The sequence below is a fragment of the Pseudomonas sp. KSR10 genome, assembly GCF_022355455.1.
Classification (GTDB): domain Bacteria; phylum Pseudomonadota; class Gammaproteobacteria; order Pseudomonadales; family Pseudomonadaceae; genus Stutzerimonas; species Stutzerimonas stutzeri_E.
Window position 1 is genome coordinate 306,093 of sequence record NZ_JAKOEN010000011.1, and the last position, 20,617, is coordinate 326,709.

At 59.0% G+C, this 20,617-nt stretch carries 14 protein-coding genes; 12 read left to right on the forward strand and 2 right to left on the reverse strand.

Annotated elements, in window-relative coordinates:
• Positions 1–101: 101 nt before the first annotated feature.
• Positions 102–2,324 carry a primosomal protein N' gene (locus tag MCB86_RS05280; protein ID WP_239610199.1) on the reverse strand — a complete coding sequence of 741 codons (2,223 nt, stop codon included), beginning with the start codon at positions 2,322–2,324 and terminating at the stop codon, positions 102–104.
• A gap of 223 nt (positions 2,325–2,547) precedes the next feature.
• On the opposite strand from MCB86_RS05280, the gene rpmE reads away from it, so the two are divergent.
• From rpmE to MCB86_RS05295, 3 genes are all read left to right on the forward strand, one after another.
• The gene (gene rpmE, locus MCB86_RS05285) at positions 2,548–2,760 is read left to right on the forward strand and encodes a 50S ribosomal protein L31 (protein WP_045160485.1); all 213 of its coding nucleotides are present in this window, start codon (positions 2,548–2,550) and stop codon (positions 2,758–2,760) included.
• A 23-nt stretch (positions 2,761–2,783) separates the two neighbouring features.
• Positions 2,784–3,578 carry a thermonuclease family protein gene (locus MCB86_RS05290; RefSeq protein WP_239610201.1) on the forward strand — a complete coding sequence of 265 codons (795 nt, stop codon included), beginning with the start codon at positions 2,784–2,786 and terminating at the stop codon, positions 3,576–3,578.
• A gap of 161 nt (positions 3,579–3,739) precedes the next feature.
• Positions 3,740–5,008 carry a malic enzyme-like NAD(P)-binding protein gene (locus tag MCB86_RS05295; RefSeq protein ID WP_045160487.1) on the forward strand — a complete coding sequence of 423 codons (1,269 nt, stop codon included), beginning with the start codon at positions 3,740–3,742 and terminating at the stop codon, positions 5,006–5,008.
• 177 nt (positions 5,009–5,185) lie between these two features.
• Here the strand turns inward: MCB86_RS05295 and MCB86_RS05300 are convergent, their stop codons facing one another.
• Complete coding sequence (locus MCB86_RS05300) at positions 5,186–7,621, reverse strand: penicillin-binding protein 1A (protein ID WP_239610203.1); 2,436 nt, start codon at positions 7,619–7,621, stop codon at positions 5,186–5,188.
• A 184-nt stretch (positions 7,622–7,805) separates the two neighbouring features.
• Between MCB86_RS05300 and MCB86_RS05305 the strand changes: the two genes are divergently transcribed.
• From MCB86_RS05305 to gltB, 9 genes are all read left to right on the forward strand, one after another.
• A complete protein-coding gene (locus tag MCB86_RS05305) occupies positions 7,806–8,870 on the forward strand; it encodes a pilus assembly protein PilM (RefSeq protein ID WP_239610205.1) in 1,065 nt (354 codons plus the stop codon).
• A complete protein-coding gene (pilN, locus tag MCB86_RS05310; RefSeq protein WP_045160490.1) occupies positions 8,870–9,442 on the forward strand; it encodes a type 4a pilus biogenesis protein PilN in 573 nt (190 codons plus the stop codon). Before MCB86_RS05305 ends, pilN begins: the two co-directional genes overlap by 1 nt.
• Positions 9,439–10,062 carry a type 4a pilus biogenesis protein PilO gene (pilO, locus tag MCB86_RS05315; protein WP_045160491.1) on the forward strand — a complete coding sequence of 208 codons (624 nt, stop codon included), beginning with the start codon at positions 9,439–9,441 and terminating at the stop codon, positions 10,060–10,062. Before pilN ends, pilO begins: the two co-directional genes overlap by 4 nt.
• Positions 10,059–10,586, forward strand: coding sequence for a type 4a pilus biogenesis lipoprotein PilP (gene pilP, locus MCB86_RS05320; RefSeq protein WP_045160492.1), 528 nt, complete (start codon positions 10,059–10,061; stop codon positions 10,584–10,586). Before pilO ends, pilP begins: the two co-directional genes overlap by 4 nt.
• A 51-nt stretch (positions 10,587–10,637) precedes the next feature.
• Complete coding sequence (gene pilQ, locus MCB86_RS05325) at positions 10,638–12,749, forward strand: type IV pilus secretin PilQ (RefSeq protein ID WP_239610206.1); 2,112 nt, start codon at positions 10,638–10,640, stop codon at positions 12,747–12,749.
• Between the two features lie 4 nt (positions 12,750–12,753).
• Positions 12,754–13,299 carry a shikimate kinase AroK gene (aroK, locus tag MCB86_RS05330; RefSeq protein WP_239610208.1) on the forward strand — a complete coding sequence of 182 codons (546 nt, stop codon included), beginning with the start codon at positions 12,754–12,756 and terminating at the stop codon, positions 13,297–13,299.
• Between the two features lie 23 nt (positions 13,300–13,322).
• On the forward strand, positions 13,323–14,426 hold the full coding sequence (gene aroB, locus MCB86_RS05335; RefSeq protein WP_239610210.1) for a 3-dehydroquinate synthase: 1,104 nt from the start codon (positions 13,323–13,325) through the stop codon (positions 14,424–14,426).
• Positions 14,427–14,435: 9 nt separating this feature from the next.
• Positions 14,436–15,953 carry an AAA family ATPase gene (locus MCB86_RS05340; protein WP_239610212.1) on the forward strand — a complete coding sequence of 506 codons (1,518 nt, stop codon included), beginning with the start codon at positions 14,436–14,438 and terminating at the stop codon, positions 15,951–15,953.
• A 174-nt stretch (positions 15,954–16,127) separates the two neighbouring features.
• Positions 16,128–20,576, forward strand: a complete 4,449-nt coding sequence (gene gltB, locus MCB86_RS05345) for a glutamate synthase large subunit (protein ID WP_239610215.1) — start codon at positions 16,128–16,130, stop codon at positions 20,574–20,576.
• The last annotated feature ends 41 nt before the right edge of the window (positions 20,577–20,617 follow it).

Here is a 20,617-nt window from a genome sequence, read left to right on the forward strand (position 1 = left end):
CCGAAGGCTTTGGTCGAAAACTGGGCATTATCGACGTCCGAGGGGCGAACCTTCAAGGCTTAAGGTGCTTGGTTGCCGGTTAAGGCCGGATTCATCCAGCGTCAGAACAGGTCAATCGGATCGACATCCAGCGACCAACGTACCGTACGGCTGCCCGGGAGCGCTTCCACCAGGGGCAGCCATGCACTCATCAGCTTGTGCAGCGGGGCTCGGGCATTGGCCTGGAGCAGCAGCTGGGCGCGGAAGCGCCCGGCGCGTCGCTCCATCGGTGCGGGCACCGGGCCGAGCAATTCAACCCCGCTTAAGCCGAGTTGCGTCGTCAGGTGTTCGGCTTGGCTGCAGGCCTGGTCGAGGAAGTCTTCAGCCTGGCCGGGCTTTGCCGCTTCGGCGCGTAGTAAAGCAAGATGGCTGAACGGTGGCAGGCCCGCGGCGCGGCGCTCGCTCAATGCCTGGTCGGCGAAGGCGAAATAGCCTTGCTCGGTCAATTGAACCAGCAGCGGATGGTCGGCCAGATGGGTCTGGATGATGACCTTGCCAGGCTCTTCGGCACGGCCTGCGCGCCCCGCCACCTGTACGATCAATTGGGCCATTCGCTCGCTGGCGCGAAAGTCTGCAGAGAATAGGCCGCCGTCCGCATCGAGGATCGCGACCAGGGTGACCCGAGGGAAATGATGTCCCTTGGCGAGCATCTGGGTGCCCACCAGCAGGCAGGGTTCGCCACGGTTGATGGTAGCCAGCAATTGCTCCATGGATCCCTTGCGTGACGTGCTGTCGCGGTCGATGCGCAGCACCGGATAGTCCGGAAAGAGAATGCTCAGACGTTCTTCCGCGCGCTCGGTGCCAGCACCTACAGGACGCAGGTCGAGTTTGTTGCACTCCGGACAATTGCGGGGTGGACGCTCGGAATGCCCGCAGTGGTGACAGCGCAGCTCATTGTGGCGTTGATGCAGAGTCATTCGGGCGTCGCAGCGCGGGCATTGACTGAGCCAGCCGCAATCATGGCACAGCAGCGAAGGGGCGAAGCCGCGGCGGTTCAGGAACACCAGCACCTGCTGCCCGGCGGCGAGTGTCTGTGCCATGGCTTGTTGCAGCGGGCCGGAGATGCCTGAATCCAGCGGGCGGCTTTTCACGTCGAGGCGCAGGAACCGGGGCGCTTGGGCACCACCGGCACGCTGGGTCAGCTTCAGCAGCGCGTAGCGACCGATGTGCGCATTGTGCAGGCTTTCCAATGACGGCGTTGCCGATCCCAGCAGGATCGGGAGGTTCTCTTGGCGGGCCCTGACCACAGCCAAGTCGCGAGCGTGATAGCGCAGGCCTTCTTGCTGCTTATAGGAGGCGTCGTGCTCCTCATCGAGAATGATCAGCCCTGGGTTCTTCATTGGGGTGAACAGCGCCGAACGGGTGCCAATGATGATGTCCGCCTCGCCATCGCGTGCCGCCAGCCAGGCGTCCAGGCGTTCGCGGTCGTTGACATTGGAGTGCAGCAGGGCGATACGCGCATTGAAGCGTTTTTCGAAGCGCGCCAGGGTTTGCGGGCCGAGGTTGATTTCAGGAATCAGTACCAGCGCCTGCTTGCCGGCTTCGAGCACCTGATGGATTAGCTGAAGATAGACCTCGGTCTTGCCGCTGCCCGTGACGCCGGCCAGCAGGAACGGCTGGAAGCCATCGAGGCCGGCACGGATGGCTTCGAAGGCTGCGCGTTGTTGCTGGTTCAGCGGAAGCTCCGGCTGCAGTAGCCAGCTACCCTGGTGCCGCTGAGTCCGATGACTGCGGCGTGTCTCGACGCGCAAAAGGCCCTTCTGTAGCAGCAGATCGAGACTGTCCTTGCTCAATTGCAGTTGGGTCAACAATGAATGCGCCACGCCGTGCGGATGTTGGCCGATGGTCTTCAGTGCCTCGCGTTGACGTGGCGCCCGGCTAAGGCGTGGATCCTCCGGTCGTGCTCCATTGACAACATGCCAGAAGCGCTCCTGCCTGGCCTCGGCAGGCTCGCCCTGGCGTAGTAGGACCGGAAGCGCCCAACTGAGCGTGTCGCCGAGGCTGTGCTGGTAATACTGGGCGGTCCACAGGCACAGCTTGAACAGCGGCGACGGTAGCGGAGGGCGCGCATCCAGCAGCTCCAGGGCCGGTTTGAGCTTCGCCTCGGGGATCTCGCTGTGGTTGGCCACTTCCACCAGAACTCCAACGATCTCGCGTCGCCCGAAGGGCACCCGCAACCGCATACCCGGCTGCAGCGATGCGTATGGAATGCCGGTTGGGGGGAGGTAATCGAAGAGTCTGCGCAACGGGGAGGGTAGCGCGAGGCGAAGTATGGGTTGGGGCACACGAAAGTCCTTGGAGGCGAACGCCGATGTTAAACGATCCAGCGCTGCAACAGACCGGCATGCGTTCAAGAGTCGGTTCGATAGCCAGATGCCTGTGATCGGGGGCTGTCGCCGATCGATCAGCTGCCCTTGCATCACTAACGGTCTCTGGTATCATTCGCGCCCTTCCGTGCGGTACTCGACATAGGGTCGGGTGGCGGCACAAGTCCTAGAGGATTTTTCCATGAAAGCCGATATCCATCCTAACTACGTTGAAATCGAAGCCACTTGCAGCTGCGGCAACGTCATCAAGACTCGCTCCACGCTGGCCAAGAACCTGAACATCGACGTGTGCTCTGAGTGCCATCCGTTCTACACCGGCAAGCAGAAAGTGCTGGACACCGGCGGCCGTATCGACCGCTTCAAGCAGCGTTTCGGTGTGTTCGGCGCGAAGTAAGCTGTCGCCGCGACGGGAATCCCATGAGGTTTTCCGAGCACCTTAAAAAGGCGTCCCTGGTGGGCGCCTTTTTCGTTTCCGTCTTCTTCAGTCTGCAGGCGCAGGCGCTTTGTCCTGTTAGCGGCCCGCTGCCGTCAGCGAAGGTCGCAACAGTCATCGACGGAGATACTCTGCGCCTGGTCGATGGGCGTCGCGTACGCCTCATCGGCGTGAATGCCCCTGAAGTCGGCCGCAAGGGGCGCAGTGCCGAACCGTTCGCGGAGGCGGCCAAGCGTCGGCTGCAAGCACTTGTAAACGCCAGCGGCGGACGCGTGGGGCTGCGGCTCGGTCAGGAGGCCAGTGATCATTACGGCCGACTGCTGGCCCATGCCTTCGACTCGCACGGTGAAAATCTCGAAGCTGTTCTGCTTGCCGAAGGGCTGGGCTTTTTTGTCGCCATCGCACCGAACACGCTGCTGGCTGAATGTCATCTCGCCGTGGAGCAGCAGGCTCGGCTTGCCGGCAAAGGTGTCTGGCATCAGCCCCCGATCGCCTCGGCTGAGCGCCTGCGCCGCGGTGGTTTTGCACTGGTCAGGGCGCGGGTCGATCGACTGGAGACCAATCGTGGTGGCGTCTGGTTGGAGCTGGATGGCCCTCTGGTGATTCAGGTTCCCCGTGAAGCCGTTGCGTCATTCGCCGATTCGCTGAAAGACCTGCCAGGCAAGCAGGTCGAAGCAAGGGGTTGGGTGATCGATCGCAAGGGGCGTGCGGATTTGTCGCGTCAGGCTCGCTGGCTACTGAGAGCAAGCCACCCGTCCATGCTTGTTCCGCTGCCGTAACTCGTCGTTAGCTGGCGGGGCGGGAAAATTTTTGGCTCGGCTTAACTGAAAGTCGTAGGGCCAGGTCTTGACAGTCACCTTTCCCGTTGGCTTGTGACGGCGCTCGGTCTTGGCGTATGCTCGGCCCCCTGTCTGTCCCAGTAAAATAAGCGGAATGCCTCATGACTGACCTGAAAACTGCCGCTCTCGACTATCATTCCCAGCCTCGTCCGGGAAAGCTGAGTGTCGAGCTGACCAAGCCCACTTCCACCGCTCGTGATCTGTCACTGGCCTACAGCCCTGGCGTGGCGGAACCGGTTCGAGAAATCGCCCGTGATCCGGAGCTGGCTTACCGATACACCGGTAAAGGCAATCTGGTCGCGGTGATCTCCGACGGCACCGCGATTCTTGGTCTGGGCAATCTGGGGCCGCTGGCATCCAAGCCGGTTATGGAAGGCAAGGGCGTTCTGTTCAAGCGATTCGCTGGTGTCGACGTGTTCGATATCGAAGTCGATGCGGAAAGCCCTCAGGCTTTCATCGATACGGTCAAGCGCATTTCCATTACCTTCGGTGGCATCAACCTGGAAGATATCAAGGCGCCTGAATGCTTCGAGATCGAGCGGGCGCTGATCGAGCAATGCGACATTCCGGTATTCCATGACGACCAGCACGGCACCGCTATCGTTACTGCGGCGGGCATGCTCAATGCATTGGAAATCGCTGGCAAGACGCTGGAGCAGGCCAAGATCGTCTGCCTCGGCGCCGGCGCTGCGGCGACCTCTTGCATGAAGCTGCTTGTCAGTATGGGGGCGAAGGTCGAGAACATTTTCATGATTGATCGCAAGGGTGTAGTCCATGCTGGTCGTGACGATCTGAATCAGTACAAGGCGGTGTTTGCCCATGAGACAGACAAGCGCACGCTGGATGATGCCCTCGATGGCGCTGACGTCTTTGTAGGCCTGTCCGGCCCCAATCTGTTGAGCGCCGAAGGCCTCAAGCTGATGGCAGCGAACCCGGTAGTGTTCGCCTGCTCGAACCCCGATCCGGAGATCAACCCAGAGCTCGCTCACGCGACCCGTCCCGATGTGATCATGGCTACTGGCCGCTCGGATTATCCGAACCAGGTCAACAACGTGTTGGGCTTCCCGTTCATTTTCCGTGGGGCGCTGGATGTTCGTGCGACGCGCATCAATGAGGAGATGAAAATCGCTGCTGCGGTGGCTCTGCGTGAGCTGGCCAAGCTGCCGGTTCCGGCTGAGGTGGCTGCTGCTTATGGCGTTGAGCAGCTTCAGTTCGGACGTGAATACATCATTCCGAAACCGATGGATCCTCGCCTGATCACCCTCGTTTCCGACGCGGTGGCCAAAGCAGCGATCGAAAGCGGCGTGGCGACACTGCCGTATCCGTCGAATTACCCGCTCAAGTCGGTTCACGACGTGTTCAATGGCTGATTAGCTCGGCCATAGCCCCGCTTCGGCGGGTGCGCGGCACTCGGAAAAACCCCAGCCCCGGCTGGGGTTTTCTATTTCGGGCTATGGTAAGAAGCTTGGCGCACTGGAGCGCGCTTGCGGCCTGTGATCCCCCGAGTTCGCTGCTATCAGGAGCGGGCGTCGGGGGATGCAGAAGATCTAGAACAGATCGATCGGTGCGGCTTCGGATGCTGGTAGCGGGCTGTCGGGCAACATTGAGCCTGGAATCATCTCGTCATTCATGTCAGGCGGTGAGTCTTCGCTTCGAAAGATCTCAAAGTAAGCGTCAGGTGTGCCTGGGGCTGCCGCTCGGCCGCTTTTGGGATCGATTCGCAATGTCAAAATGCCTTCCGGTTCGGCGGGCGCATGCTCGGGGGCGCCGTCCAGCACGGCGCTCATGTACTTCATCCAAATCGGCAGCGCTACCGTTCCGCCATATTCCCGCCGACCGAGCGTTTGGGGCTGATCGAAGCCTGTCCAGACCGTGGTCACGATGTCAGCGTTGTAGCCGGAGAACCAACTGTCCTTGGACTCGTTGGTCGTGCCGGTCTTTCCTGCAAGATCCCCGCGCCCCATCGCCAAAGCCCGTCTGCCTGTGCCGCGCTTGATGACGTCCTGCAGCATGCTGGTCATGATGTAGGCGGTGCGCTCGTCGATGATCTGCTCCGCATACGCGGGCGTCGGCCTGGCTGGCTGCGAGTCGCTCGTCAGTGGCGTGTCGAGCTGTGCGTAGGCGGTGGCCGCTTCATCCTTCGCTGCTGTGTCGCCTTGCTCCGGTACGCGCACCGGGTTCGCCTCGAAGATGATTTTTCCGTCTCGATCCTCGATGCGCTCGATCAGATAGGGTTCGATCTTGTAGCCCCCGTTCGCGAATGCTGTCCAACCGGTAGCGATTTCCATTGGCGTCAGGGTTGCCGTACCAAGCGCCAGCGACAGGTTGGCAGGCAGGTCTTCGGATTTGAATCCAAAGCGTTTGATGTAGTCGAGGGTGTACGGAAGGCCAAGCGTCTGCAGCAGGCGAATCGAGACTAGATTGCGTGATTTGTAAAGCGCCTCGCGCAGCCGGATCGGGCCTAGAAAGGTATTGTTGTCATTCTTGGGGCGCCAAACGCGGTCCAGGCCTTCCTCGACGAAGACGATAGGGGAGTCGTTGACCAGAGTCGCAGGGGTGAATCCGGCATCCAATGCGGCGCTATAGATAAAAGGTTTGAAGCTTGAGCCGGGCTGACGCTTGGCCTGGATAGCGCGGTTGTAGTTGCTTTGCCCAAAGGAAAAACCACCGGTCAACGCTTCGATGGAGCCGTCAAGCGGATCAAGGGATACCAGTGCGCCTTGAGCCTGGGGTATCTGGCTGAACAGCACTTCGTCATCCCGGATCTGAACGCGGATGACATCTCCTGGCTTGACGATTTCCGATGGTGACTTGGGTTGGGGCCCCAGGCTGTTGGTATTAATGAACGGGCGAGCCCATTTCATGCTTTCCCAGCTGATGCTGCGCTCGCTGCCGTCACGAAGGAGGACCTTGATCCCATCTTTGGAGACGGCACTTACGGCAGCAGGGAGCACGCCGGCCTGGCTGCGATAGTTGCCCAATTCCTTCAGCCAGCTCTCCCGGTCGGTGCCGGTCAGCCGAGCTTCCGGGCCGCGATAGCCGTGACGCTGGTCGTACTCGATCAATCCCTGGATAAGCGCCTGGTTGGCAGCGAGCTGACGCTCACTGGTGGCGGTGGTGTAAACGCGGAATCCATCGGTGTAAGCAGCACTACCGAAACGACCGACCATTTCGGCACGTGCCATCTCCGCTATATAAGGTGCGTCAAGTTCCGGCGATGACCCGTGATAGGACGCATCGACAACCTCTGTCAGCGCTTGCTGATAGCGGGTCTCGTCTATTTTTCCGAGCCGGTACATTCGTCCAAGAATCCAGTCACGCCGCTCCTTGGCGCGCTCTGGGTTGGCCAGTGGGTTGAATGCAGACGGTGCTTTCGGTAAGCCTGCGATCATGGCCATCTGCGCGAGGCTCAGCTCGCCGATGGGTTTGCCGTAGTAGACCTGCGATGCCGCTTCGATACCGTAAGCTCGGTTGCCCAGATAAATTTTATTGACGTACAGCTCAAGGATCTCATCCTTGCGCATTTCCCTTTCGATCTGAAGGGCTAAAAGGATCTCGTTGATCTTCCGCGAAAAGCTTCGCTCGCTGGTGAGGAAGTAATTCTTCGCCACCTGCATAGTGATGGTGCTGCCGCCGGTCTGAATATGGCCGGTTTTCAATAATTGCGTGGCAGCGCGCATCAGACTGGAAACATCGACGCCATAATGATTCGCGAAGTTGTCGTCTTCGGCCGCCAGTAATGCGGCGATGAAATCCTTGGGTATCTCGTCGAAGCCGATGGGGGAACGACGCATTTCGCCATACTCGGCGATCAGCTTGTCGTCATCGCTGTAGACGCGCAGCGGAATCTGGAGCTGTATGCTGCGTAGCGAGTCGACCGATGGCAGGTTGGGGCTGAGGTAAAGAAACGCGCCACTGAGACTGAGTAAAAGTCCACAGAAAACAGCCAAGCACGACCATAGGAAAAACTTCAGAAAACGCATCGGGGTTTATTGAATCCAGGGTGGGAAATGAGGTGTAAGCCGCAGACAGTGCTGAAAAGAAAAACCGTTCACATTATAAGCGGTTTTTTTGCTGGGGAGCCATTTGCGCTTCTGTCAAGGCTGTTATTTAATGCGGACAAACATAATTAATCCGTAAGTAGCGGATAAAGATAGGAAATCGGCCGTGCTAGGGCTCTTCACTAAGAAAGCGAATACGCTGCTTGGGATCGACATCAGTTCGACGTCTGTCAAGCTGCTCGAATTAAGCCGCTCAGGCTCCCGGTATCGGGTTGAGTCATTTGCGGTCGAGCCGCTTCCGCCGAACGCTGTGGTAGAAAAGAACATCGCTGAACTGGACGGTGTGGGCCAGGCGCTGTCTCGGTTGTTAGCTAAAGCGAAAACCGGTGTGAAATCCGCCGCAGTAGCGGTTTCCGGTTCGGCGGTCATCACCAAGAGCATCGAAATGGACGCCGGGTTGAGCGACGACGACCTGGAAAATCAGCTGAAGATCGAAGCGGATCAGTACATTCCTTACCCGCTGGAAGAAGTCGCTATCGACTTTGAAGTGCAGGGGCCGGCCGCTCGCGCCCCGGGACGCGTCGAGGTGCTGTTGGCGGCGTGTCGCAAGGAAAACGTAGAGATTCGCGAAGCGGCTCTGGCCCTGGCTGGACTGACGGCCAAGGTTGTCGATGTCGAAGCCTATGCGCTGGAGCGTTCATTTGGTTTGCTAGCGCCCCAGCTGGGTGCCGGTCACGACGAGCTGACCATTGCTCTGGTCGACATCGGTGCGACCATGACCACGCTGAGCGTGTTGCACAACGGCCGCACGATCTATACCCGCGAGCAGTTGTTCGGTGGGCGTCAGCTTACCGAAGAGATTCAGCGTCGCTACGGGCTATCGATGGAAGAAGCTGGCCTTGCCAAAAAGCAAGGAGGCCTCCCAGATGACTATGACAGCGAAGTATTGCAGCCGTTCAAAGAAGCGGTCGTTCAGCAGGTGTCGCGCTCGCTCCAGTTTTTCTTCGCCGCCGGGCAGTTCCATGACGTGGACTACATCCTTCTGGCTGGCGGGACGGCATCGATTCCGGGGCTGGATCGGTTGATTCAGCAGAAAATCGGGACTCAGACTTTAGTCGCCAATCCGTTTGCCGATATGGCGTTGAGTAGCAAGGTCAACGCTGGCGCGCTCGCCAGTGATGCGCCGTCCCTGATGATTGCCTGCGGGTTGGCCTTGAGGAGTTTCGACTGATGGCCCGGATCAACCTATTGCCCTGGCGCGAGCAGCTCCGTGAAGAGCGTAAGCAGCGCTTCCTGGTGTCGCTCGCCGGTGTGGCTGTCGTGGCGGTGGGCCTGCTGTTTCTCGCGGATCAGTACTTCACCCATGCCATTGAACGGCAGAACGCGCGAAATGACTTCATCCGCAAAGAGATTGCGGTGCTGGATACGCGTATCGCGGAAATCAAAGAACTGCGTGAGCGTCGGCAGCAATTGCTTGAGCGTATGAAGATTATTCAGGATCTGCAGGGCAATCGCCCCATCATCGGCAGGGTTTTTGATCAGCTGGTACGCACGCTTCCCGATGGCGTGTATTTCACCGGATTGAAAATGACTGGCAAGAACATCGCCATTGTCGGTGGCGCTGAATCCAACAACCGGGTCTCTAACCTGATGCGCAACTTGGATGGTTCTGAATGGCTGGAAGCGCCAAACCTGAACGAGGTGAAGGCTGTCACGGCGGGTGCGGTCGATCAGGAAAACGTGTTTCAGCTAACGGTTCAGCAGACGCAGCCGGCTGTCGCAGCCGAAGGAGATAAGCCATGAGTCTGGCGAACTCCTTAGAAAGTCTGCGTAGCGTCGACCTGAGCGACTTGGACATGAACAACGTGGGCTCCTGGCCCGCTGCGGTAAAGGTGATAGCTGCAGTATTGCTGATGATGCTGGTGCTCGGAGGTGGCTATTACTTCTACCTCAGCGACATGCAAGTCAGCCTGGAGCAACAGCAAGCGCAGGAGGAAACGCTAAAGCAGCAATTCTCCACGAAGGCGTTTCAGGCAGCGAATCTGGAAGCGTACAAGGCGCAGATGGTCGAGATGGAAGCATCGTTTGGTGCCTTGTTGCGTCAGTTGCCGAGCGATACCGAAGTGCCGGGTTTGCTCGAAGACATTACCCGCACCGGCCTGGGCAGTGGGCTGGAGTTCGAAGAGATCAAGTTGCAGCCGGAAGTGACGCAGCAGTTCTATATCGAGCTGCCGATACAGATCAAAGTGGTCGGTGGCTATCACGACCTCGCAACGTTTGTCAGCGGCGTGTCGAGTTTGCCGCGGATCGTTACCCTGCATGATTTCGAGATAAAGCCTCAGAGCAAGGATTCCTCTTCCAAGCTGCACATGAGCATCCTGGCCAAGACCTATCGCTATAACGACAAGGGGCTGCAGAAATGAATGGAGCCCGACTTATCGCGCTGAGCATGGGCTTGGTGTTACTGGCCGGATGTGGCGCTAACGGAGATTTCGACGATCTACGTGCTTACATGGACGAAGTGCGCGCCAAGCCCAAAGGATCGATAGAACCATTGCCAGCGTTTCTGCCATATGAGGCGTTTACCTATAGCGCTTCATCGCTGCGCCATCCATTCCAGCCGCCAATGAAGATCGATCTGACTCAGCGGCAGAAGGGTTCAAAAGATATTCACCCTGACGAGACGCGCATCAAGCAGTTCCTCGAACAATTCAATATCGAAAACTTCGTCATGGTCGGCACGTTGACCAACGACGCAGGTAAGTACGCCTTGATCAAAGGCGGCGATGGGGTTCACCGAGTCAAGGTCGGTGACTATCTGGGGCGCAACCATGGTCGTATCGTTGAAATCAGCGAGGCCGAGGTGGATGTGCTTGAAATCGTTCCGGACGGAGAGGGTGGGTGGCTTGAGCGCCCGCGTAGCCTGACCTTGAAAGAGCGCTCCTGAGTCATGGCAAAAATGGAAAACCTATACCGGTCTGCACAACGGAAGCCTTTTATGAATACCACTCTCTCTCGTCTCGGCTTGTCTTTGCTGGCAGCGGTTATTTCGCCCGCGCTGCTGGCCGCGAATCTGAATACGCTCGATGTCGCGTCACTGCCAGGGGACCGTGTTGAGCTGAAGTTGACCTTCGATGAGCCGGTGCCTGCTCCGCGCGGATACACGCTTGACCAGCCCGCTCGCATCGCCCTTGATCTGCCGGGTGTCTCCAGCAAGCTGGCGTCCAAAAACCGAGAACTCGGCGTTGGCAATGCGCGGAGTGTAACGGTCGTCGAGGCACAGGGCCGCACCCGACTTATCGTCAACCTCACCTCTTTGGTTCCCTATTCGACCCGAGTCGACGGGAGCAATGTGTTTGTCGTTCTGGGCGAAAACGGCGCATCACCCGCTGCGGTCCCGGCCGCGCCGGTTGCACCGGTTGATAGGCGCGCGCCGGTCGCCTCAATGGCCACGGGCAAGTCGATTAGCAACATCGATTTTCGTCGCGGGGAAGACGGTGCCGGTAACGTAGTCATTACTCTGTCGGACCCATCGATCAGTCCGAGTATCGAGGAGCAGGGCGGCAAGATCCGCGTATCGTTCGCCAAGACGCAATTGCCGGAGTCGCTGCGGGTCAGGTTGGACGTGCAGGACTTCGCCACGCCCGTCAAGTTTGTCGATTCGAGCAGTAAGGCCGATGGCGCAAGCATTGCGATCGAGCCTAGCGGGCGATACGACTATCTGGCGTACCAGACCGACGACAAGCTGACTATCAGCGTCAAGCCGCTTAGCGAAGCCGATGTCGAGAAGCGCAATGCGCAGCATTTCACCTATTCTGGAGAGAAGCTGTCGCTGAACTTCCAAGATATCGACGTTCGTTCTGTTCTGCAGCTGATTGCAGACTTCACTGATTTGAATCTGGTAGCGAGTGATACCGTACAGGGCAATATCACGTTGCGTTTGCAGAACGTTCCGTGGGACCAGGCGTTGGATCTTGTCTTGAAAACCAAGGGCCTCGACAAGCGCCAAGTGGGCAACGTCCTGCTGGTTGCTCCAGCGGACGAAATTGCTGCACGTGAACGTCAGGAGTTGGAATCCAAGCGGCAGATTGCCGAGCTGGCGCCCCTCCGTCGTGAAGTCGTGCAGGTGAATTACGCTAAAGCTGCGGATATTGCGAAGCTTTTTCAATCGGTGACTGCAGTTGATGGGCAGGCTGACGAGCGTGGCTCCATCGCGGTTGATGATCGCACAAACAATATAATCGCCTACCAGACTCAAGAGCGTTTGGATGAATTGCGCCGTATCGTGACTCAGCTGGACATCCCGGTTCGTCAGGTCATGATTGAGGCTCGGATTGTTGAGGCAAACGTTGGCTATGATAAGGCGCTTGGGGTTCGGTGGGGCGGGAACATTGTGAACGACCAATGGAGTGCCTACGGCAAGGATGGCGCCCGAGCCGTCGACGACGATGGGATTTTGAGGCCGCCAGGCACGAAAAAAATCGGTAATTATACTCTTGAGGACGGCACGGCGCCGGTTCCTTTTGTCGACATGGGAGTACTAAATAGCACGTCCGGTGTAGGCATTGGTTTTATTTCAGATCACGTTCTTTTGGACCTTCAGCTCTCTGCTATGGAGAAAACCGGAAATGGAGAAGTCGTATCCCAGCCGAAGGTGATGACCGCGGACAAAGAAACAGCGAAGATTCTGAAAGGCACAGAAGTTCCTTATCAGGAGGCTAGCTCCAGCGGTGCGACGAGCACCTCTTTCAAAGAAGCAGCTTTGTCCTTGGAGGTTACGCCCCAGATCACGCCGGATAACCGCATTATTATGGAAGTCAAGGTCACTAAAGATGCACCAGACTTCCGCAACGCAGTCAATGGCGTGCCACCAATCGATAAAAACGAAGTCAACGCCAAGGTACTGGTGAACGATGGCGAAACAGTAGTGATCGGTGGTGTATTCTCCAACAGCCAGTCGCAAAGCGTCGACAAGGTTCCGTTTCTTGGCGACGTACCTTATCTTGGACGGCTGTTTCGTCGTGATGTTGTGACAGATGCCAAGTCTGAGCTGTTGGTATTCCTTACCCCTAGAATCCTGAATCACCAGGCCATTGCAGTGAATCGTTAAATCGGTGGAAAACATTATCCTCGTGGGTCCGATGGGTGCCGGTAAAAGCACCATCGGGCGCCTGCTTGCCAAGGAGCTTCGTCTTCCCTTTCGGGATTCCGATAAGGAGATCGAGCAGCGCACGGGTGCAAGTATTCCGCTGATATTCGATGTTGAGGGTGAGCAGGGGTTTCGCGAAAGAGAACACGCGGCCATCATTGATTTGTGCCAGATGCGTGGCGTCGTGTTGGCAACCGGCGGTGGTGCTGTGCTGCGGCCGGATAATCGTCGACTCTTACGCGCGGGTGGTCGGGTGATCTACCTTTGCACCTCGGTCGAGCAGCAGCTCGACCGCACCTCTCGCGATCGCAATCGTCCACTATTGCAAAAACCCAATCCTCGCGAGACGCTCACGAATCTGATGGCTGAGCGGGATCCTCTGTACCGTGAGGTCGCGGACATGATCATCCAGACGGATGAGCGCCCCCCGCGGCTGGTTGTGGTTGAAATTCTCGCTCAACTCCAATCCTTAGCACCTCGTGAAAGCCTGGGGCGATCTGCGCTATCCTAGCTCCCTTTAAGCGTGGGGGCCCTATGCAGACTCTACATGTCGATCTCGGCGAGCGTAGCTATCCGATCCATATTGGCGAGCAGCTCATTGATCGCGGTGAGCTGTTATCCCGCCATATCCGCGGCAAGCAAGTCGCCATTGTTACCAACGACACCGTTGCGCCGCTCTACCTTGAGCGTCTTTCACGCAGCCTGGCCGGGTACGCCATCACGCCGATCGTGCTGCCTGATGGAGAGGCATACAAGGACTGGCAGACGCTGCAGTCGATCTTCGATGCGTTGCTGACAGCCAGGCACGACCGGAACACCACTATTATCGCGTTGGGTGGTGGGGTGGTTGGCGACATGGCCGGTTTTGCGGCTGCTAGTTACCAGCGTGGAGTCGATTTCATCCAGGTACCGACAACGCTCCTGTCACAGGTCGATTCTTCGGTCGGTGGCAAGACTGGTATCAATCATCCGCTCGGCAAGAACATGGTCGGTGCCTTCTATCAGCCGCAAGCAGTACTGATTGATACCTCTACGCTGGCAACGTTGCCGGTGCGAGAGCTGTCGGCTGGCTTGGCTGAGGTAATCAAGTACGGTTTGATCTGCGACGAGCCGTTCTTGGGGTGGCTAGAGGAGAATATCGACAAGCTACGTGGGCTGGATCAGGCGGCGCTTACCGAAGCGATAAGGTGCTCTTGTGCGGCCAAAGCGCGCGTGGTTAGCGCAGATGAGCGAGAGTCGGGCATTCGCGCAACGCTGAATCTTGGTCATACCTTCGGTCATGCCATCGAGACCCATCAGGGTTACGGTGTCTGGCTGCATGGTGAGGCGGTATCGGCTGGCACAGTCATGGCCCTCGAGATGTCTCGGCAGCTTGGATGGATCACTGTCGGTGAGCGAGACCGCGCCGTGCGCCTCCTGGCGCGTGCTGGTTTGCCAGTGGTGCCTCCGAGCAACATGCGAGCCGAAGATTTTCTCCAGCATATGGCGGTCGACAAGAAAGTCCTGAACGGGCAGTTGCGGTTGGTGCTGCTCAAGCGGTTGGGTGAGGCGTTGGTCACCGGCGATTTCCCTCGCGAGCTGCTGGAAGCCACATTGAACGTCAATTACGACGCGCTTACGCAAGAGTTAAGAACCTAAGAGATTTCCATGACCAGTTTGTCTGCCGACGATTCGTATCTGAACCATTACGGGTTCAGTCATGACCCTTTCGCTGCTCGCGTGCCTGGCTTCAAATTCTTCCCGGCCCAGCGCAAGCCGGTGCTGGGGCAATTGCACCATCTTGCTCGCTACAGCCAGTTGCTATTGGTGGTAACCGGGCCTGAAGGGAGCGGCAAGACGCTCGTGCGCCAGGCGCTTGTTGCCAGCAGCAACAAGCAATCCGTACAAAGCGTGATCATTTCGCCGCAGGAGACCATTGACTCGAATGTGGTGCTGCAGCAAATCGCGCAGGCGCTCGGCAGCCAAGGTGCCGACTTCGAATCGATCATGGCGCAGATCGTCCAGTTGGCATTGACTGGCCAAGAGGTCTACTTGCTGGTCGATGATGCCGAACGACTGACTGGCGCAGCTGTCGAGACATTGTTGCGATTGGCCCAAGGCAGCCCCCAAGGCCGGCCGCACGTATTCCTGTTCGGTGAGCATGCTTTGGTAGGGCGTCTTGAGGCTCTGGTAGAAGGTGAGGAGCGCTTCCATGTGATCGCGCTTCAACCCTACGAGGAGGACGAGACTCGTGAGTACCTGGCGTTGCGCCTCGAGGGTGCCGGGAGCGGGCTGGACTGTTTCAGTGAAGAACAGATCCTTCGTATCCACGAGCATTCTGGTGGCTGGCCTGGTGCTATCAATCAAGCGGCCCGTGATGAGCTTCTCGATACGATGCAGCATTCGAAGGGGCGCCGAAAGTCCGCTGGATGGCGTTTGCCGCTGCCGATGAAACACCTGCTGGCCTTGGCTGCGGTCGTTTTTGTCGTCGTGATTGCGTTGCTTATGCGTGACTCGAGCGATGAGCCTTTGGCGCCCACGACCACCAGCTTGCCGCTGGGTACGGCCGGACCTGCTTCATCCTCGCAGGAGCCGGCGTCGAATGCGCCTGGCAATCCTGGGGAGGCGACGCCTGATCCCAATCCACCCCAGCCAGAGCAGCCACTTGTTCGCGAACCTTTAGCTGCAGCCGGTAGTGCCGAGCCGGATGACGCATCGGGTGCGTTGGTAGAGGAGCCGGTAGTGAGCGGCGAGCCGGTGCGCGACGTCGCCCAAGCGCCCGCTGAGACTGCGAGTCCTGCTCCTGTGCAAGGCTCGACGGTCGAGCCGGCTCCGAAACCTGAGTCTCCTCCAGAAGCGGTGCGGCAAGTTGTCGCGACACCCGCTGCGGTTGCGCCTGCGGCCAGCTGGTACGCCAGCCAGCCTAAGGGCAATTACCTGGTCCAGGTGCTGGGAACGCGTACTCGGAGCAATGCTGAAGCGTTGGTGAAGCAACACGGCGATGGCTTCAGGTATTTCGTCAAGCAGCATGAGGGCAAGCCGCTATACGTTGTCACCCATGGTAGTTTCCCAAGCCGAAATGCCGCGCTAGAGGCCATCAAGGCGTTGCCGGCCTCGCTGAAGGTAGGCAAGCCATGGGCTCGGAGTTTCGCCAGTGTGCAGCAGGAAATCACTAACGCGCGCTAGCGGATGCCCCAAAAAAGTGCGCAATGCACCTTTTTGGGGCTTGCAAAAATAAAATTGTGTCGTTCTACCGGGCTTTGTAAACTGCTCCCCCTTTTGCCCACGTGTATGACGGGGCGGTTCCGTGCGCCGTCAATAAGGGGTTGATTTACAACGCATTTAGCTGGTGGAGTGCCTATGAGAGCAGGTCTGTTTCGTCCTGAAGAGTTCAAGGATAACTGCGGCTTCGGTCTGATCGCCCACATGCAGGGCGAGGCAAGCCATCACCTGCTTCAGACCGCTATTCAATCCCTCACCTGCATGACCCACCGCGGCGGCATCAACGCCGACGGCAAAACTGGCGATGGCTGTGGCCTGCTGATGCAGAAGCCCGATGCGTTCCTGCGCGCCATGGCCAAGCAACATTTCGATGCCGATCTTCCGGCGTTATACGCCGTCGGCATGATCTTTCTCAGCCAGGACGCGGCCAAGGCGGATGCGGCCCGGATCCAGCTCAACGAACAGATCGTAGCCCAAGGGCTGACACTGGTCGGCTGGCGCGAGGTTCCGGTCGATACCACCGTACTGGGTCGTCTGGCGTTGGAGCGCCTGCCGCGCATCGAGCAGGTGTTCGTCTCCGCTGATGGTCTGTCCGAGCGCGAGTTCGGCATCAAGCTGTTCTTCGCGCGCCGCCGCGCGGAAGTCGCGCTGGCCGCGGACAAGGAATTCTACGTCTGCAGTTTTTCCGACAAGGACATCATCTACAAAGGCCTGATGATGCCGGCCGACCTGGCGCAGTTCTATCCCGATCTCGGCGACGAGCGCCTGGCGACTGCCATCTGCGTATTCCATCAGCGTTTCTCCACCAACACGATGCCGCAGTGGCCTCTGGCGCAGCCGTTCCGCTTTCTCGCCCATAACGGCGAAATCAACACCATTACCGGTAACCGCAACTGGGCTCAGGCGCGTCGACTGAAATTCGCCAACGAGCTGTTGCCGGACCTGGAAAGCCTCGATCCGCTGGTCAACCGTACCGGCTCCGACTCTTCCAGCATGGACAACATGTTGGAGCTGTTGGTCACCGGTGGGATGGATTTGTTCCGTGGTCTGCGCATGATCATTCCGCCGGCCTGGCAGAACGTCGAAACCATGGACCCCGACCTGCGAGCCTTCTACGAATTCAACTCCATGCATATGGAGCCGTGGGATGGCCCGGCTGGTGTGGTGCTCACCGATGGTCGCCATGCGGTCTGCCTGCTCGACCGCAACGGTCTGCGTCCGGCGCGTTGGGTGACCACGACCAATGGTTACATCACCCTCGCCTCCGAAGTCGGTGTATGGGATTACAAGCCGGAAGACGTTATCGCCAAGGGGCGTGTGGGGCCGGGCCAGATCCTCGCGGTGGATACCGAAACGGGGCAGGTCCTGCATACCGATGACATCGACAACCGCCTGAAGTCGCAGCATCCGTACAAGAAGTGGCTGCGCCAGAATGCGCTGCGTATCCAGTCGACCCTGGACGATAACGATCACGGCTCGGCCTTCTACGATGCCGACCAGCTCAAGCAATACATGAAGATGTATCAGGTCACCTTCGAGGAGCGTGACCAGGTGCTGCGTCCGCTGGCCGAGCAGGGCCAGGAAGCGGTGGGCTCCATGGGCGACGACACGCCCATGGCCGTGCTGTCGCGCCGGGTGCGCTCGCCGTACGACTACTTCCGTCAGCAGTTCGCGCAGGTGACCAACCCTCCGATCGACCCATTGCGTGAATCCATCGTGATGTCGCTGGAAACCTGCCTGGGTGCCGAGCGCAATCTCTTCGAAGAAACCGCCGATCACGCCAACCGCGCGATTCTGACCACGCCGGTAATCTCTCCGGCAAAATGGCGGACGATCATGGAGCTCGATCGTCCCGGATTCGAACGTCAGCTGATCGATCTCAATTACGACGAATCCCTCGGCCTGGAAGCCGCGGTCCGCAATATCGCCGACCAGGCTGAGGAAGCCGTACGCAGCGGCAAAGTCATGCTGATTCTCAGCGACCGCGCTATCCAGCCGGGCAAGCTGCCGGTGCACGCGTCGCTGGCGGTCGGTGCGGTGCATCATCGTCTGATCGAAACCGGCCTGCGCTGCGACTGCAACATCCTGGTGGAAACGGCTACCGCGCGAGACCCGCATCACTTCGCGGTCCTGATCGGCTTTGGCGCGACGGCGGTGTATCCGTTCCTCGCTTTCGAAGTGCTCGGCGATCTGATCCGCACCGGCGAAGTGCTGGGTGATCTGTACGAGGTGTTCAAGCACTACCGCAAGGGCATTTCCAAGGGGCTGCTGAAAATCATCTCGAAGATGGGCATCTCGACCATCACCTCGTACCGCGGGGCCCAGCTGTTCGAAGCAGTCGGTCTGTCCGATGAGGTCGTCGACGTCAGCTTCCGCGGCGTTGCCAGCCGCATCAAGGGTGCACGCTTCGCCGATCTGGAAGCCGAGCAGAAAGCCCTCGCGGCAGAGGCCTGGAGTACCCGCAAGCCGATCCAGCAAGGTGGCCTGCTGAAGTTCGTTTACGGTGGCGAATACCACGCCTACAACCCCGACGTGGTGGCGGCGCTTCAGGTTGCGGTGCAAGAAGGTGACTACAACCGCTTCAAGGAGTACACCGCGCTTGTCGACCAGCGTCCCGTGGCGATGTTGCGCGATCTGCTCAAGCTCAAGGTGTCGGACAAACCGCTGGCGCTGGAAGAAGTCGAGCCCCTGGAACAGATTCTTAAGCGCTTCGACTCGGCCGGCATTTCGCTCGGCGCGCTGTCGCCGGAGGCCCACGAAGCCATCGCGGCGGCAATGAATCGCATCGGCGCGCGTTCCAACTCGGGAGAGGGTGGCGAAGACCCTTCGCGTTACGGCACCGACCGCAGCTCGAAGATCAAGCAGGTGGCGACCGGCCGTTTCGGCGTGACGCCGGAGTATCTGGTCAATGCCGAGGTGCTGCAGATCAAGGTTGCCCAGGGCGCCAAGCCCGGCGAGGGCGGCCAGCTGCCAGGCGGCAAGGTCAACGGCCTGATCGCCAAGCTGCGTTATGCAGTGCCCGGCGTAACATTGATTTCACCGCCGCCGCATCATGACATCTACTCGATCGAAGACCTGGCTCAGCTGATTTTCGACCTCAAGCAGGTCAATCCCAAGGCACTGGTATCGGTCAAGCTGGTGGCCGAGCCTGGCGTTGGCACCATTGCCGCCGGGGTCGCCAAGGCTTATGCAGATTTGATCACCATCTCCGGCTATGACGGCGGCACCGGCGCTTCGCCATTGACCTCGATCCGTTATGCCGGCTCGCCTTGGGAGCTCGGTCTGGCCGAGACACACCAGACCCTGCGCGGCAACGACCTGCGTGGCAAGGTCCGGGTGCAGACCGACGGTGGTCTGAAGACCGGTCTCGATGTAGTCAAGGCCGCCATCCTGGGGGCCGAAAGCTTCGGCTTCGGTACGGCGCCGATGATCGCGCTGGGCTGCAAATACCTGCGCATTTGCCATCTGAACAACTGCGCTACGGGTATCGCAACGCAGAACGATCAGCTGCGCAAGGACCATTTCATTGGGACCGTCGACATGGTGGTCAACTTCTTCAGCTTCGTCGCTGAGGAAACTCGTGAATGGCTGGCCAAGCTGGGCGTGCGCAGTTTGCAGGAACTGATCGGGCGTACCGACCTGCTTGAAATGCTGCCAGGCGAGACCGCCAAACAGAACCATCTTGATCTGACGCCTCTGCTCGGCAGTGACTACATACCTGCCGACAAGCCGCAGTTCTGCGAAGTGGAGAAGAACCCGCCGTTCGACCAGGGGCTGCTGGCCGAAGAAATGGTCAGGCTCGCGCGCTCGGCTATCGACGCCAAGAGCGGCGGCGAATTCGAACTGGATATCTGCAACTGCGACCGCTCCATTGGTGCCCGTGTTTCCGGCGAGATCGCCCGAGTGCACGGGAACCAGGGGATGAAGGATGCGCCAATCACCTTCCGTTTCAAGGGCACTGCGGGTCAGAGCTTCGGCGTTTGGAATGCCGGCGGCCTGCACCTGTATCTGGAAGGCGATGCCAACGACTACGTCGGCAAAGGTATGACCGGCGGCAAGCTGGTCATCACCCAGCCGAAGAGCAGCGGGTTCGAGTCGCAGGATTCGGCCATCGTCGGCAATACCTGCCTGTATGGCGCCACTGGCGGCAAATTGTTCGCTGGCGGCACGGCCGGGGAGCGCTTCGCCGTTCGTAACTCCGGCGCGCATGCAGTCGTGGAAGGTACCGGCGATCATTGCTGTGAATACATGACCGGCGGCTTCGTCTGCGTGCTAGGCAAGACCGGCTACAACTTCGGTTCCGGTATGACCGGTGGTTTCGCCTATGTCCTCGACATGGACAACAGCTTCGTCGATCGGGTGAACAACGAGTTGGTAAACCTGCAGCGCATCACGGGTGAGGCGATGGAAGCCCACCGTAGCCATCTGCAAGAAGTGCTGCGCGAGTACGTCGCCGAAACCGGCAGCGCATGGGGAGAGAAACTCCTGGAGAATCTCGACGACTACCTGCGTCGCTTCTGGCTGGTCAAGCCGAAGGCGGCCAACCTGGCGTCGTTGTTGTCGACCACTCGGGCCAACCCCCAATAAAAAGCAGATTCAAGCGGCAAGCCTCGGCGATCAGTCCGAGG